At 46.2% G+C, this 14,910-nt stretch carries 14 protein-coding genes; 2 read left to right on the forward strand and 12 right to left on the reverse strand.

Features of this window, described 5'->3' with window-relative positions; translation table 11 throughout:
- Positions 1-10: 10 nt before the first annotated feature.
- The gene (locus tag ACMXYU_RS14040) at positions 11-1,429 is read left to right on the forward strand and encodes a PepSY domain-containing protein (RefSeq protein ID WP_415899166.1); all 1,419 of its coding nucleotides are present in this window, start codon (positions 11-13) and stop codon (positions 1,427-1,429) included.
- Positions 1,430-1,479: 50 nt separating this feature from the next.
- Here ACMXYU_RS14040 and ACMXYU_RS14045 read toward each other — a convergent pair whose 3' ends face one another.
- The 4 genes from ACMXYU_RS14045 to ACMXYU_RS14060 form a co-directional block, all read right to left on the reverse strand.
- On the reverse strand, positions 1,480-2,250 hold the full coding sequence (locus ACMXYU_RS14045) for a metal ABC transporter permease (RefSeq protein ID WP_415899167.1): 771 nt from the start codon (positions 2,248-2,250) through the stop codon (positions 1,480-1,482).
- A complete protein-coding gene (locus ACMXYU_RS14050; protein ID WP_415899168.1) occupies positions 2,250-3,149 on the reverse strand; it encodes a metal ABC transporter substrate-binding protein in 900 nt (299 codons plus the stop codon). Before ACMXYU_RS14050 ends, ACMXYU_RS14045 begins: the two co-directional genes overlap by 1 nt.
- Positions 3,130-4,239, reverse strand: coding sequence for a hypothetical protein (locus ACMXYU_RS14055; RefSeq protein ID WP_415889258.1), 1,110 nt, complete (start codon positions 4,237-4,239; stop codon positions 3,130-3,132). The genes ACMXYU_RS14050 and ACMXYU_RS14055 overlap by 20 nt, the downstream gene beginning before the upstream one ends.
- 115 nt (positions 4,240-4,354) lie before the next feature.
- A complete protein-coding gene (locus ACMXYU_RS14060; RefSeq protein ID WP_415899169.1) occupies positions 4,355-5,008 on the reverse strand; it encodes a DUF1826 domain-containing protein in 654 nt (217 codons plus the stop codon).
- A 151-nt stretch (positions 5,009-5,159) separates the two neighbouring features.
- On the opposite strand from ACMXYU_RS14060, the gene ACMXYU_RS14065 reads away from it, so the two are divergent.
- Positions 5,160-6,332 (forward strand): PilT/PilU family type 4a pilus ATPase, encoded by a 1,173-nt coding sequence (locus ACMXYU_RS14065; protein WP_415899170.1) that lies wholly within the window; start codon positions 5,160-5,162, stop codon positions 6,330-6,332.
- 118 nt (positions 6,333-6,450) lie between these two features.
- Here ACMXYU_RS14065 and ACMXYU_RS14070 read toward each other — a convergent pair whose 3' ends face one another.
- The 8 genes from ACMXYU_RS14070 to ACMXYU_RS14105 all read right to left on the reverse strand — a co-directional run bounded on the left by ACMXYU_RS14070 (position 6,451) and on the right by ACMXYU_RS14105 (position 14,894).
- Positions 6,451-7,290 carry an SPFH domain-containing protein gene (locus tag ACMXYU_RS14070; RefSeq protein WP_415899171.1) on the reverse strand — a complete coding sequence of 280 codons (840 nt, stop codon included), beginning with the start codon at positions 7,288-7,290 and terminating at the stop codon, positions 6,451-6,453.
- Between the two features lie 186 nt (positions 7,291-7,476).
- Entirely contained in the window at positions 7,477-8,652 is a 1,176-nt protein-coding gene (gene fadA, locus ACMXYU_RS14075; protein ID WP_415895155.1) for an acetyl-CoA C-acyltransferase FadA, read from the reverse strand.
- Between the two features lie 12 nt (positions 8,653-8,664).
- Complete coding sequence (fadB, locus tag ACMXYU_RS14080) at positions 8,665-10,827, reverse strand: fatty acid oxidation complex subunit alpha FadB (RefSeq protein ID WP_415899172.1); 2,163 nt, start codon at positions 10,825-10,827, stop codon at positions 8,665-8,667.
- Between the two features lie 67 nt (positions 10,828-10,894).
- Positions 10,895-11,824, reverse strand: a complete 930-nt coding sequence (locus ACMXYU_RS14085) for an electron transfer flavoprotein subunit alpha/FixB family protein (protein ID WP_415899173.1) — start codon at positions 11,822-11,824, stop codon at positions 10,895-10,897.
- 12 nt (positions 11,825-11,836) lie between these two features.
- Positions 11,837-12,586 carry an electron transfer flavoprotein subunit beta/FixA family protein gene (locus ACMXYU_RS14090; protein WP_415899174.1) on the reverse strand — a complete coding sequence of 250 codons (750 nt, stop codon included), beginning with the start codon at positions 12,584-12,586 and terminating at the stop codon, positions 11,837-11,839.
- A 316-nt stretch (positions 12,587-12,902) separates the two neighbouring features.
- Positions 12,903-13,475: a DUF3365 domain-containing protein gene (locus ACMXYU_RS14095; RefSeq protein WP_415899175.1), complete on the reverse strand. Its 573-nt coding sequence runs from the start codon at positions 13,473-13,475 to the stop codon at positions 12,903-12,905.
- A 103-nt stretch (positions 13,476-13,578) separates the two neighbouring features.
- The gene (locus ACMXYU_RS14100) at positions 13,579-14,322 is read right to left on the reverse strand and encodes an enoyl-CoA hydratase-related protein (RefSeq protein WP_415899176.1); all 744 of its coding nucleotides are present in this window, start codon (positions 14,320-14,322) and stop codon (positions 13,579-13,581) included.
- Positions 14,322-14,894: a DUF2889 domain-containing protein gene (locus ACMXYU_RS14105; RefSeq protein ID WP_415899177.1), complete on the reverse strand. Its 573-nt coding sequence runs from the start codon at positions 14,892-14,894 to the stop codon at positions 14,322-14,324. Before ACMXYU_RS14105 ends, ACMXYU_RS14100 begins: the two co-directional genes overlap by 1 nt.
- Positions 14,895-14,910: the final 16 nt, after the last annotated feature.

Below are 14,910 nucleotides of genomic sequence, written 5' to 3' on the forward strand. Positions count from 1 at the left end.
GTTCACTGATATGAAAGCAAAGCTTTACCTTTGGCACCGGAGGCTTGCGCTGCTGGTGCTCGTGCCCTTACTACTATTTGGGCTAAGCGGTCTTCTTCATCCGGTAATGCGTTTAACCGCACCGGAGATGGCGCAGCATTTTTATGCACAGCCACAATGGCCAGCAAATCTGCCCAGCATTGAAACTTTAATCGAAGAGTCTCAGCTGACGAGAGTAGCAGGACTGCGCCCCGTTAAGGTTGATCAAAACTGGTATATCCAAAGCTGGGCAAATCGCTCTGAGCCATCACATTTCTTAACCCTGAATGCAAAACCGGCACCAGCGGTAGAGTTAGCCTATGCAGAACAGCTAGCACGCCATTACAGTGGAGAAGAAACAGCAGGGATAAAGCAGATCAAACTGATCTCGGAATTTAGTCAGCAATACCCATCAATCAACAGATTGTTACCCGTGTGGGAAGTAAAGTTCGAGCGCGATGACAACTTAAGTGTATTTGTGGATATCCGTCAGGACCGCCTTGCGACAATTACGGATGATTCTCGTCGCTTGTTTATGACCTTGTTCCACTTCTTACATGTATGGGCCTTTATCGATCAGGAAAACCCACTTAGAACCGCTCTGTTCATCAGCATGATGTTGATCTCAACCTTTATCGGTATCAGTGGCCTTTACCTGTTTGCGGTATTGCCATTAAAACAGCGTAAAAATGCTCAACTTAAGAAGATCCATGCTTGGACAGGTGTGGGAGTTTCGGCCGCACTGCTAATGTTCGTATTCAGCGGTATGGTCAGAACTATAGAAAAGCTAGAGCCCGAAATTCGAGGCGTACCGCTCGATCAATCACTCGCGCTTTCAGATATTAGTTTTGGCTTAGCTAAAGTACAGGCTCAATTCCCTAACAGCAGTAATGCTCAACTTCATGAACTTGATAGGCGCGCTGTATGGCAACTTCAGCAACCAAGACAGCCCAGTATATGGTTAGATGCTCAATCAGGCGAACAACTACCAGAAGGACCGTTCGACTTCGCCAAACAGCTAGTATCTAGCACCCAAGGCCAGCAGCCAGAAGTGATAGATCAGCGTCTTATTAATAGCTTCAAAGAGGACCATAGCTATGGGTTTATTGATAAACGCCTGCCAGTAGTCGCTATAGATTATGCCGATAAGACTTATTACGTCGATACTCGAGATGCTGTGCTTTCTGTCAAAGTAGATAACGCAGATAAGGTGTACAGCTGGATCTTTAGCTATCTACATAAATGGCATTTTGCAGATGGTCTAGGCCGGGATGGCAGAGATGGAGTTATAAGCCTGTTTATCTTGGCAATTTCTGGCACATCACTGTTAGGCTTTTACACGTGGCTAAAAGCTCGCCGTAAACGTAAGCAAGCTAATAAGCAGCGCAGTCGTTGCACGGAAGTGGCTTAACTAGAGTTCCATCAGAAAATAAAAACGGGCCTTTAAGGCCCGTTTTTTTATTACGCTGATACTTTCTGTTTTTGAAACTGAACCTGTATGACCAAAGCCAAAGTCAGGGTGAGGATTAGCGATAAAACGATGGTAGCAGCCGCGGGCAGATCAAACGACCAAGCCAACAACAAACCAACCACAAAGCCAATTACACCGACAAGATAAGCCCAGCCGACAGATTTACCTCTTACTTGCGCTGCAAGCGCCGGAGCAATTAAGCAAGCAAATACCAGATAGATGCCCGCTTTCATAACCGACAATGTAATCGTCACAGCAAAAGCGATGTAGAAAAATCGCTCTAAACTCTGAGGCCTAAATAAAGCCAGCAGTTGAATAACGATAGCCATCACGCCGAGAGGCACCAGATCAGCCCAAGTAAGCCAGAGAACATCACCGCTTAACGTACGCGTTAATGCCTGACCTCCTTGGGGCTGGCCTGCTACCACCAACACCAACAATGATGCGGAAGCCACATAGATCAAACCGATAAAAGCCTCACGCCAGTCTGGCAGATTTCGGTTGATCCAAGCCACCAATGCAACACCCAGAAGGGAAAAAAGTACTGCCATCAATGTTGATATTAGAGCTCCATGATCATGCTCGGCATCATGAAAGTGCCACTGCGTGGCTAAGATAGTGCCAAGTGCGGCTAACTGCGCAATGGCAAGGTCGATAAAAACAATCCCTCGCTTTAAAACCTGTCGCCCCAAAGGGACATGGCTTGCCAAAATCAGCAAGCCAGCCACCAACGCGGGCAAACCTATACTCAGTGCTTGCATTACTTCTGTACCGTTAATTGCTTCAGCAGATGATCAAACAGTTTCGTTAGATCAGACACTTCGCCTTTAAGATCAACCGTCGCTGGCAAATTCGCATGCGCCATACCTGTTTGCTCAGATAACCAACGCGCACCTTTATCATTCTGGTACCAGTTGCTGATCACAAACTGCGGACGCTGCTGCTCAACAGTAGATACCAACGATTGCAGATGTGACATCGTTGGCGGCACACCCGGATTAGGCTCTAGGTCTGCCACAACCTTGATCTCGGCCCAATTTAACAAGTAGCTAAAGCTCGTATGCTGAACAACAACAGGCATACCTTTTAGTGGCTCAGCCATTGCTTTCCAACGAACGAGGTTTTCCTGCCAACGCACCTGCCAAGCTTCCAACGCCTGTTGGTACGATTCTTTGTTATCAGGATCAATCTGCTGTAAGCGATTGCTGATAACCGGTGCTAGCTGTTGAACTCGTTCAGGGTCCAGATGAAAGTGGGGATTACCTTCGGGATGAACATGCTCGGTACTGAAAAACTCTTTTTCGTGTTTTTCAATCGTCTCAACATGTTCAGACAGGTAAAGCATACCTACGGCACCGTCTGCCACTTTGCGGTTAGACGCACGCTTTTGTAGCGCCGGCATCCAGCCCTCTTCCAAGCTCGCACCACTGCAGATTGCAAGATCAGCTCTAGCCAACTTAGCAATCAGGCTAGGTCTCGCCTCGATATAATGCGGGTCTTGATAGACGTGAGTCGCGCTAAAGACTTTAGCCTCCGGCGCAAGTTGACGGCTTAACGCCGCCCACTCAGGCTCGCAGGCAAAAATCGTAAGCGCTTGCGCAGGTGTAACAACAGCTAACAGCGCAACCGCTGCAATTAGCTTAGAAGCTGTGTGCAGCATGCGCGCCAAATCCTACTTGGTATTGAAGTGTGATCGCGTTGTCTTCACCTTCCATGTTGTCAGCATCTTGGTGACGGTATTCAAGGCGTACTTTCTGAGTGTGCGTTGGCGACCAGCTAACCATCACAGCAGTTTCTTTAAGCTCAGAATCTTCCCACTCATGTTCGCCATCGTGTTCATGCTCATGTGCAAGATCCACTTGGCCGTGACGGATACCAGCAGCCCAGTTCTCATCAAACTGATAAACACCAGATAGGTACCAACCACTGAAGTCGTTTACTTCTGCACCATATAGATCATCTACATAGGCGTATTCAGCTGCAATTTTTAGCTGCTCTTGACGGTTGTTACCGTTAGGCGACCATTTCCAAACTAGGTCAGCAATGTAAAGGTGCTCACCTTGGTACTCAGCACCATGTGAATGTGCATGACCTTCTTCATGATCATGATCCTCTTCCTCTTCATGATGGCCTGCCTCCTGCGTGCGGTTACGCATGTAACTTACACCTGCCTGCCAGCTGGAGTTGTTACCGAAGTCATCACCAAACTCAGTAGAAAGCGTCCATGTACCGATAGTGTTAACTGATTTTTCTTCACCCAGTTCATCACCGCCAAATGCAGCTGCGCTTACACGCCAGTAACGATCTGTTGGGACAATCCAGCTCGCAGATACACCGTCATCGTAGTAGTGACCGCCAAGGAACGCTTTGTACATTAGAGGACGTTCGCTGAAGCTATCAGAATGGCTATGGTTAGCATTCAGATAACCAATATCTGCCAAGAAACGACCCGCTGTCAGGCTGATACCTGGTAGCGAAGTGCTTTGGATGTATAGCTCTTCAAGCTCAAGATCAGACTCTTCTTCATTCCACTCAGCAATCCAAGTCATTTGCGCTTTAGCAACATCACCAATATCTTGGCTCAAGCTAAGTTCACTATGACTCAAGCCAAAACCTTCTGTACGACCATTCAACGCCGTATCATCGGATTTGTGATACACATCCAGAATGACACCAACTTCCAGCGCATGACCTACAGAAGCCTGCATAGATAGCGCCGCCACAGCAAAAGCGAGTGCTTGTTTTTTCATTTTATACCTCAAATAATTATGATATATCATAACAAACAGACTTAACTGCTCGTTATGTTTCAAATTGAATTAGAAGATTGATCGACCAGCTCAGAACCCGACTTCAGGCTGTGAACTATGCAAAATCCAAAGTAGCGACTAATCGACTTTGCCCAGAAGGGACCATTGGGGAGCGATGTACAACACCCTTTCCATCCAAGCCATACCACCCATCACCCTTGAGCAGCAATACATCACCTTCTTGCGCTTGATGTATCAGTTCTTCACTACCGTATAGGCCTGACTTGTCGTCAGACAAACCACCATTACCCGCACCTAATTTCGACCGATCTAACAAAGGGTCTTCCAACCACTCAGTCCCTTGACCAGCGTAAGTACTTACCAAACGACAACCTAACTTATCTGTATGGAAGCGAGGGCACATCGCACGGTCCAAAACCTGTAAGCGCAGACCCACTTCATCCAACTCAAACAAGCACGCATACATGTCGATGATCAAAGCTAGATCTTCGATAAATTCAGACTTGCCTGAGTGCTCGGGTAATAGATTATTTAAAACTGCTGAAGGATCATCGGCTTGAATAACCGCTCTGATATTTAGATGTTCGTTTTGCAGCAAAGCCTCGCAATAGCCCGTCACATCAAGCGCCAAGTCCCTTTGAAAATTACAGAGGTGTACATCTTGATCATAAATCTGAGTTAAAACCTCGGGACTAACCCCTTGGACAAATCTCATCTCAGATTCAATTTCTAGAGCTTCCTGCGCCACAGCCCATACCTTCAATCAACAGCAAAGCGCGAAATGTTACCATATAACATAACCCAGAAAAAATATTTCAGGATGACGCCCCGTTTTTCTTCCACTAGACTTTGTCCTATATCCACATAAATCCTCTGTAAATTATAAGGATCAGACACCTATGGAATTTAAGGATTACCTTACAATTTTGGCGAAACGTGACGGCTCCGACCTTTACCTAACTACCGGCGCTCCACCCTGTGCAAAGTTCGAAGGTAAGTTAACGCCATTAAGTAAAGAGCCTTATAAACCCGGAGAGATCGAAGCAATCGCAAACTCCTTAATGGATGAGCAGCAACGCGCCACCTTCGAAGAAGAACTAGAGATGAACCTCGCTTACTCTATTCCCAAAGTAGCGCGTTACCGTATCAACATCTTTAAGCAACGAAACCAATACTCTCTGGTCGCGCGTAATATCAAAGCCGATATTCCTAAGATGGAAGACTTAGGCCTACCGCCCGTCCTTAAAGATGTGATTATGGAGAAACGCGGCTTAGTACTGTTTGTTGGCGCGACAGGTTCGGGTAAATCAACATCGCTTGCTGCACTGATTGATCACCGTAACCGTAATAGCGGCGGTCATATCATCACCATTGAAGATCCTATCGAGTTTGTCCACAACCACCGGAAATCGTTAATCAATCAGCGTGAAGTTGGAGTTGATACTCGTAACTTCCACAGTGCACTTAAAAACGCTCTACGCCAAGCACCTGATGTCATTTTGATCGGTGAGATTCGTGATCAGGAAACTATGGAACAGTGCCTAACCTACGCAGAAACTGGTCACTTAGCAATCTCAACACTGCATGCTAATAACGCTAACCAAGCAATTGATCGTATTATTAACTTCTTCCCTCAGGCACGGCATAAACAGATCTTCCATGACCTCGCCCTCAACCTCAAAGCAATTATCTCTCAGCGTCTGATTCCAACCATTGAAGGTAAACGTTGCGCAGCAATTGAGATACTTCTGGGAACCTCCAGTGTTCAAGAGCTAATCATGAAAGGTGACGTCAAAGAGATCAAAGAGGTTATGTCTAAAGGCTCTGATACCACCGGCATGCAAACCTTTGATGACTCGTTATTCAAACTCTTTGATGAAGGCAAAATCACACAAGACCAAGCGATCATCAATGCTGACTCAGCAAACGATATGCGCCTTCGCATGAACCTAGCAGTCGTTGATGACAAAGCGGAAAAAACCGATACAGCACCGGAACCCGAGCAACAGCCATTCGATGAAGATAATCCACTAGCTGGGATTAAGCTATTGGATGAAGACGAAGAGGTTTAATACCTCAGACTCATGGCTCTTTTATAGATCGTTTTTATAAAAGAGCCATTAACGTTATAACTAGCAGCTAAGAAGACCGAAATAACTCCATAAATAAGCTCCCCTTAGATGGAAATTGCTACTTAGTTCCTTTAACTAGGGGAATCCCGTTTGTCCCTACAGGAATATATACCGTTGTATGATTTGGTGATTCAGCCATTTTAAGTTGAGCATTTATAGCTTCATGCTGAAGGTAGTTCGCGGTCAACGTCGCGTTAATAATCCTTTGTGCTTCAGCGATACCTTTAGCTTCTTCGATACGAATTTCCGCATCTTTTTGCGCAATCTGCTTTTGGGTTTCTTTCTCTGATAGAAGCTGCTGCGCGGCAAGCTTCTGCTCGACAGCTTTGGAGACGATTGCCGGATAATTGATATTTCCAACAACGATTTTATGTACATTAAAAGGGGTTTTTGCCAGATAGATCCTCAGCTTCTGTACTACTTCTACAGCAATGCGCTCACGGTTAGCTTTTAGCTCTCGACTACCATATTGCTGAACAGCATCACGTACGTATGTTCTAAAGGTTTCTTTGATAAACCGTGAATACCAATCTTCTCCGCCGTAATTTTCCACTACATCCTTGACCGTGTCTGAGTTAATCGAAATAACAGCATGGAAGTTAAAAGAGATATTTAGATCATCATTCGCCAGAATCTTAAATTTCTCAGTATAAGTATTAGTGCGCATATCGATGTTAATCACCTGATGACGCCAAAGCGATACGCCATAGTTAGCAGGCCCTTGCAGTGTCGACTTATAGCCACCCACACCAAAGATTCGCGGCTTTTCATAAACATAGCCTTCATGACCTGCCGGCGTATTGGGGTTGGTGCATGCCGTTAAAGAAAACGCTGCAGCCAGCACTAAACCAACCAAACCAAGAGATTTACTAGGAAAAAATGGGGATCTTTGAAACATACTTTCATCCTTGATCAATAACTTAATATATATGCTAATAAAGCCTATTTATCCTACTTGAACATAAGAGAAAGAGTAAATGGTGTTGCACTACTACCTCACGCTCTTTAAATACAAAAAAGCCCCGCTAAAAAGCGGGGCAAGATATAGCTTAGAGTGAAGTCGCGAAGAAGAAATGCGGGTGGATCACACCCTTTCAATCACGGTAGAGATCCCCTGTCCCATGCCAATACACATGGTCGCTAGACCTAAGGTTCCATCCTGTTGTTCTAGCACGTTCATTAGAGTGTTAGTGATACGTGAACCTGAGCAGCCCAATGGATGACCTAGGGCGATCGCACCACCTTTTAGGTTTACCTTATCTTCCATCTTATCGAGCAGTTTCAGTCCTTTAAGTACAGACAGACCTTGCGCGGCGAAGGCTTCGTTAAGCTCGACATAGTCGATATCTTCGATGCTAAGACCTGCGCGTTTCAGAGCCTTCTGAGTCGCAGGTACTGGTCCATAACCCATAATGGATGGATCACAACCGGCTACCGCCATGCTGACAATACGTGCACGTGGCGTTAGCCCTAACTCTTCTGCTTTAGCCGCCGACATCACCAGCAGTGCAGATGCACCGTCAGAGAAGGCAGAGGATGAGCCCGCTGTTACTGTACCCACTTTAGGTACGAACACCGGCTTAAGCGCACCCAGTGTTTCAACTGTCGTTTCTGGGCGGATAACTTCATCCGCTTCGACTAGCGATTTAAAGCCGTTTTCGTCGTGACCTTCGACCGCGATAATTTCGCTATCCCATAGGCCATCCAGATGTGCTTGATGTGCTAGACGGTGAGATCGGGCTGCGAACTCATCCTGCATTTGACGGTTGATACCGTTCATTTTGCCTAGCATCTCTGCTGTTACGCCCATCATCATCGCTGCTTTAGCCACTTTTTTGGACATCTCAGCGTTGATATCAACACCGTGCATGATGGATACATGACCCATATGCTCCACACCACCCGCAATAAAGATATCGCCATTGCCAGTCATGATGCCTTGGGCTGCTGCATGTAGCGCTGCCATAGATGAACCACATAAGCGGTTGATCGTTTGTGCCGCTACCGTATGAGGAAGGCCTGCTAGCAGTGCAGCATTTCGGCCGATGTTGAAGCCCTGTTCTTTCGTCTGGTTAACACAGCCCCACATCACATCTTCGATGTCTGCTGGGTTTAGTGCTGAGTTACGCTCTAACAGCGCTTTGATTACCGCCGCTGATAGCGCTTCGGCACGAACATTTCGGAACGAGCCATTTTTTGATTTACCCATCGGGGTACGAACACCGTCAACGATGACTACATCATTTGGTTTCAAGTTCATGATTTTTACCCCTTAACCCTGAGCATTTTGTGGAAAGTATGTTTCGCCAGCAGCGGCCATCTGTTTCATCTTGTCGGTCGGCTGATACAACGGTCCTAGACCCTCATATTTCTGTGCCATAGCGCAGAACTCAGCTAAACCAATCTGATCCAGATAGTGCAGTGCACCGCCACGGAATGGAGGGAAACCAATACCGTAGATCAAGCCCATATCTGCTTCTGCAGGGCTAGCAACAATGCCATCTTCCAAGCAGCGAACGGTTTCGATACATAGAGGAATCATCATGCGCTCGATGATCTCTTCATCAGTGAACTCACGCGTCTCTTTGGCAATACCATCAAGCATTGCTGGTACTTCTTCATCCACAATTTTCTTCGGCTTGCCTTTACGATCAAGCTCGTAACGGTAGAAGCCTTTGCTGTTTTTCTGACCGAAGCGCTCTAGGGAGAACATACGATCGATAACGTTTTCACCTTCGTGGCTCATACGATCAGGGAAACCTGCCGCCATTACGCTATCTGCATGGTGTGCAGTATCAATACCGACTACATCTAGAAGGTAGGCAGGACCCATTGGCCAGCCGAAGCGCTCCATCACTTTATCGACTTGTTTAAAGTCCGCACCATCTTCAAGTAGTGCAGTAAAACCGCCAAAGTAAGGGAACAAAATACGGTTAACTAAGAAGCCTGGGCAATCATTTACAACGATTGGGGTTTTGCCCATCGCTTTTGCGTAAGCAACTGTACGTGCGACCGCATCTTCAGAGGTTTTCTCACCACGGATAACTTCCACTAGTGGCATTTGATGCACAGGGTTGAAGAAGTGCATACCACAGAAGTTCTCTGGATTTTTAAGCGCTGTTGCCAACTCAGTAATAGAGATTGTAGAAGTGTTAGACGTCAGTACCGCGCCTTCTGGCAGCGTGCCTTCAACTTCAGCAAGTACAGCTTTCTTCACTTTAGGATTTTCAACAACCGCTTCGACCACAAGGTCAACGCTACCGAAATCACCGTAGTTTAGCGTTGGCGTAATGCTGTTTAGCACCGATGCCATTTTCATCGCATCCATACGGCCACGAGATACGCGTTTGTTCAGCAGTTTAGTCGCTTCATCCAGACCTAACTGAAGCGCCGCATCGTTGATATCTTTCATCAAGATAGGCGTACCTTTAGAGGCAGATTGGTAAGCAACACCACCACCCATAATACCGGCACCCAGCACAGCGGCCTTTTTAACCGGCTCGGCTTTGCTCTCAAAACCTTTGCTGACTTTCTTGATGTATTGGTCTTTCATAAATAGACCAACAAGGGATGCGCACACATCGGTTTTCGCAACTTTCACAAAGCCTTTAGCTTCGATCTCGTTGGCTTTTTCGCGAGGAAGATTCGCGTGCTTTTGAATCGTTTTCAGCGCAGCCATGGGTGCAGGGTAGTGAGGACCCGCCTTGCCACCGATCACACCTTTTGCAGATTCAAACGCCATCATCTGTTCAACCTGATTTAGTTTGATCGGCGTTTTCTTCTCTTCACGGCGCGCTTGGTAATCAAACTTACCTGCAATACAGCCTTTCAGTAGATCTAGAGCCGCAGCTTTAACCTGATCACCCGTTACAACCGCATCTACACCGCCATCTTTAAGTGCTGCATCAGGGCGTTTCTCAGCACCTGCGCAGATCCACTCATTGGCGTTATCCACACCAATTAAGCGTGGTAGACGAACTGTGCCGCCCCAACCTGGGTAGATACCTAGCTTAACTTCTGGCAGACCTACTTTGGCTTGGTCGCTCATCACACGGTAATCCGTGGATAGCGCCAATTCAAAACCGCCACCTAGGCATAGGCCATTAATCGCAGTGACTGTTGGGCAGCCCATATCTTCGATCTGATTCAGTAGGCTGTGGATATCCATCAAGCCTGCAATCAGGTCTTCATCTTCAGCGGAGAAAAAGCCCATAAATTCGGTGATATCGGCGCCAACAATAAAGCAGTCTTTGGCACTGGAGAAAATCACACCACGAATATCATCTAGGTTACACAGGGCATTTACCGCTTCGCGCAGTTCAGCCAAAGTCGCCTGATCGAGTTTATTAACAGCATCGCCTTTGCGGTCAAACACCACATCGTAGATCCCGTCTTCGATCGACTGTACGTAAATCGATTGTCCTTCGAAAAGCATCTAAGTTGCTCCGTCTATTTTTATTTTTGGCTTGGCGAAGTGCCTAAGCGCTTTTTAGTTATGCTGTTTACAGCTTACTCTCTAGCTCAGGCACGGCATCGAACAAGTCGGCCACCAGCCCGTAATCAGCCACCTGAAAAATTGGGGCTTCTTCATCTTTGTTGATCGCAACAATGATTTTGGAATCTTTCATACCGGCTAAGTGCTGGATCGCGCCGGAGATACCCACGGCGATATACAGTTCTGGCGCGACCATTTTGCCGGTCTGACCAACCTGCATGTCGTTAGGTACAAAGCCCGCATCAACCGCTGCACGAGATGCACCAACCGCCGCACCAAGCTTGTCCGCCACTTTGTTAAGTAGTTCGAAGTTGTCACCGTTGCCCATACCACGACCACCGGAGATTACTACTGAAGCAGCGGTTAGTTCTGGACGATCACTTTTCGCCAGTTCCTCTGAAACGAAGCTAGATAGGCCGCTATCGCATGATTCAGCAAGACTAACGACCTCTGCAGAACCACCACTGTTAGCAACAGGATCAAAGGCTGTCCCACGAACGGTGATAACTTTAGTGCTATCACTGGACTGGACTGTCGCAATCGCATTACCTGCATAGATCGGGCGCTTAAAGGTATCCGCTGCTTCTACGGCAATAATGTCTGAGATCTGATTTACATCTAGCAGTGCTGCAACACGCGGTAAGAAGTTCTTACCTGTTGTCGTTGCTGAAGCTAGGATATGGCTATAGTCAGCAGCGACGGTTAGCACCAACTTACTGATATTTTCTGCCAGCTGATGCTCATACGCAGCATCATCAGCCAGTAGAACTTTACTCACACCCGATACTTGAGCCGCCGCATCAGCAACGGCCTGACAGTTAGCACCCGCAACTAGCAGGTGAACATCACCACCAATCGCATTTGCTGCAGCTAAGGTATTGAGGGTTACGGGTTTAAGCTCGTTATTATCGTGTTCGGCAATTACAAGAATAGTCATCTGATCACCCCCTTAAATTACTTTAGCGTCATTACGTAGTTTTTCGACTAGCTCATCTACAGAGCTTACTTTGATGCCTGCTTGACGCTCAGATGGCGGATCGACACGCAGTAGTTGCAGATTGCTCGCTACAGACACGCCCAGTTCGTCAGTCGTTAGGACATCAAGCGGTTTACGCTTCGCTTTCATAATGTTTGGCAGGGATGCGTAACGTGGTTCATTAAGACGCAGATCTGTTGTTACAACCGCTGGCATAGTCAGGTTGACTGTTTGCAAACCACCGTCGATTTCACGGGTGACGTTGATGCTATCGCCAGTCACCTCAACTTCTGATGCAAAGGTACCTTGTGGGCGATCTAACAGAGCAGCCAACATTTGACCGGTTTGGTTGTTATCAGAATCGATCGCTTGCTTACCAAGAATCACCATGCCTGGCGCTTCTTTTTCTACAATTTTGGCTAATAGCTTAGCGACAGAAAGGGAATCAGGGTTGGTTTCGACATCGACACGGATACCGCGATCGGCACCCAATGCCAGTGCTGTACGGATCTGCTCTTCGCAGCTCTTATTACCAATAGAAACAACGACAACTTCATCCGCTGTACCCGCTTCTTTTAAACGTACAGCCTCTTCAATTGCTATCTCGCAAAATGGATTTAGAGCCATTTTTACGTTAGCTAAATCGACATCACTGTTATCTGCTTTGACACGGGCTTTGACGTTGTAGTCAATCACACGTTTTACGGCAACCAGTACTTTCATAACCGCCTCTTTGTATTGTTATTTTGGTAACCCTTACACATAAGAAAATAGGGTTACTTTCATAGAGGGAAGCTCATTCCCCAAGCTATGTATAAATCTTAGTCTCAGACTGAAATTCAACAATGACAAAAAGCAGCTACATCGCTAACAAAAAATAGCAATATTAATCAAAGCCCCGTAAACAAAGGGCTTAAGAAAGGATCAAGCGCAAACAAATACAATCAAAAGGTATCAAAAAAGTTACCTTTTCTGGCAATAGCTAAAAAGACAGGCATAAAAAAAGGGCTAATAAGCCCTTTTTAGAATCCAATTTATCTTATAAATATTTTTTCAAACTGAAAGCACCACGAAGATCGCCTGTGGAAAAACCTGTCGCTTTGTCTTCCGGGTAAAGGGTCTGAAGCTGCTCAGCTATCTCTGGTTTAATCTTGGAACCATGACAAGCTAAGCATTGATCAGCGACGGGGATTGCCTTCATCATGCGGAATACTTTTCTACCTTCTTCGTCTACGACAACTTGCGAGAAACCTAAGGTTTTTAGATTAGCCCCTTGCTTCGCTTTGGATTCAAACTGCTCAAGAATCGCCTTTTCCCATTGGTCAGGAGCATTTTGCGGGTTACGTAGCTTTAGACTAGTACGCTCAACATGCCATTCAGAATTATCATTCACGCTTTTTGTAAGACCTTCAGCCTTGGTATTACAAACGTTGATGGCAGCAATAGCACCGCCCTCTTTTTTAGCCACTTTGAGCTCTGAGCCAAGCGTTGTCACTAGCTCTTTAATGACACCTTTAGCTTCGTTCTGCAGTTCAGGAATATTTACCGAGAATTGTTCCGCTTGAACCGGAAGGGCAGCCGCTAGAGCAGCAGTAAAGAAGAGTGCTTTCACCTTGGACCTCACTGGATAGGGTGTTCATAAGATGAGGCCATTATACAATTTCATATAGATTAGTAAATACTAATATTTAAGATCTATATATTAAAAATGCATATTATTTTTGCAGGAAGGCCATAAATGCCTTTTGCGCTTCTTCAGATAACAAGCGCTGATAAAACAATGCCCCTTCACTATCAATCACTTGGTGAACGGACTTTAAGGTTTCTGCTTTCATCAACTGTTTAGCTGCAATAACCGAATCAACAGGGCTATCAGATAACTTTTTAGCGCGATTCCGGGCTGTTTCTAGCAGCAGATCAGGTTCTGTGATTTGATTCACAATTCCAAGTTGCTCAGCTTTGATAGCATCAAAACTTCGACCTTCAACCAGCAGCTCAAAAGCATGTCGATGCCCTACTAGTTGTGGAAACAACAAAGTAGACGCCCCTTCCGGTATTAAGCCCAACTGCACAAAAGGCATTTTACAACGCAGATTATCTGCAGAAACAACGAGGTCACAATGCAATAACATGGTCGTGCCTATACCAACGGCATCGCCATGCACCGCTGCGATGATTGGCTTAGGAAAACTTGCCAGTGTATGCAAGAACACCAATACATCTTGCAGAATATTAGGGTTATGCGCTGCAGATACAAAATCGCTAATATCATTACCCGCACAGAAAGACTGACCTTGCGCTCTAAAAAGCACAACATGAATATTAGGGTCTTCCGCTGCTTGCTTCAGTAACGCAGTCATTTCGACATACATTGCCAACGTCAGCGCATTTTTCTTATCTGGTCGGTTTAGATTTATCTCGAAAACAGAACCCTGCTTTTCGGTTAAAACGGTAGCCACTATTTAGGCTCCTCTACTACATTAACGGTTGTCGCAGGCTGATAATGTTCTGGCAGGTATTCGCGAACCATCTCACTGCTTCGCCCCCACGAATGACAACTATCAAGCATAAACTCAGCACCTTGAGCGAGAACACCTTTATCGCTACTCGGCCAGATAGATTGGATAGCAGTCGTCGCCAGAACAGGTAAAAGTTCATTCATATGCGTACAACCCGCAACACCACCTACACGGTCTTTAGCTATGCGCAGCCAGCCAGGTCCGATACGTGTACCTTGCAGTTGCGCATACGCTGCACCAACTTTTTTACAGATTCGAAACGGAGAATAATCTATACAAGCTTCGACCTGTTTGATCAGTAGACCTTTATCGAGGATCAGGCGAATGCTCATATCATGAAACGCTTCGCCTGCTGGAACATAACCACCGCGCTCAGGGTTATCCACATCTCGCGTTTTAACATCGGTCATACGGGCTTCAATATCCCATAAACCATCATCACGAAGATAACCATTACACATCACAGTTCGATTATGATGAGTTTCACGCCGAGTTGGTCGAGATAAAGGCATACTTATCAGTTCCCTT

Source organism: Neptuniibacter sp. QD48_11, from assembly GCF_047778095.1.
Classification (GTDB): domain Bacteria; phylum Pseudomonadota; class Gammaproteobacteria; order Pseudomonadales; family Balneatricaceae; genus Neptuniibacter.

Excerpts from the sequence above, each read along its gene's own strand:
- ACMXYU_RS14045 (WP_415899167.1), bottom strand. The coding sequence starts at position 2,250 with ATGCAAGCACTGAGTATAGGTTTGCCCGCGTTGGTGGCTGGCTTGCTG.
- ACMXYU_RS14040 (WP_415899166.1), top strand. The coding sequence starts at position 11 with ATGAAAGCAAAGCTTTACCTTTGGCACCGGAGGCTTGCGCTGCTGGTG.
- ACMXYU_RS14105 (WP_415899177.1), bottom strand. The coding sequence starts at position 14,894 with ATGCCTTTATCTCGACCAACTCGGCGTGAAACTCATCATAATCGAACT.
- fadA (WP_415895155.1), bottom strand. The coding sequence starts at position 8,652 with ATGAACTTGAAACCAAATGATGTAGTCATCGTTGACGGTGTTCGTACC.
- ACMXYU_RS14070 (WP_415899171.1), bottom strand. The coding sequence starts at position 7,290 with ATGTTTCAAAGATCCCCATTTTTTCCTAGTAAATCTCTTGGTTTGGTT.
- ACMXYU_RS14090 (WP_415899174.1), bottom strand. The coding sequence starts at position 12,586 with ATGAAAGTACTGGTTGCCGTAAAACGTGTGATTGACTACAACGTCAAA.
- ACMXYU_RS14065 (WP_415899170.1), top strand. The coding sequence starts at position 5,160 with ATGGAATTTAAGGATTACCTTACAATTTTGGCGAAACGTGACGGCTCC.
- ACMXYU_RS14085 (WP_415899173.1), bottom strand. The coding sequence starts at position 11,824 with ATGACTATTCTTGTAATTGCCGAACACGATAATAACGAGCTTAAACCC.
- fadB (WP_415899172.1), bottom strand. The coding sequence starts at position 10,827 with ATGCTTTTCGAAGGACAATCGATTTACGTACAGTCGATCGAAGACGGG.
- ACMXYU_RS14055 (WP_415889258.1), bottom strand. The coding sequence starts at position 4,239 with ATGAAAAAACAAGCACTCGCTTTTGCTGTGGCGGCGCTATCTATGCAG.
- ACMXYU_RS14050 (WP_415899168.1), bottom strand. The coding sequence starts at position 3,149 with ATGCTGCACACAGCTTCTAAGCTAATTGCAGCGGTTGCGCTGTTAGCT.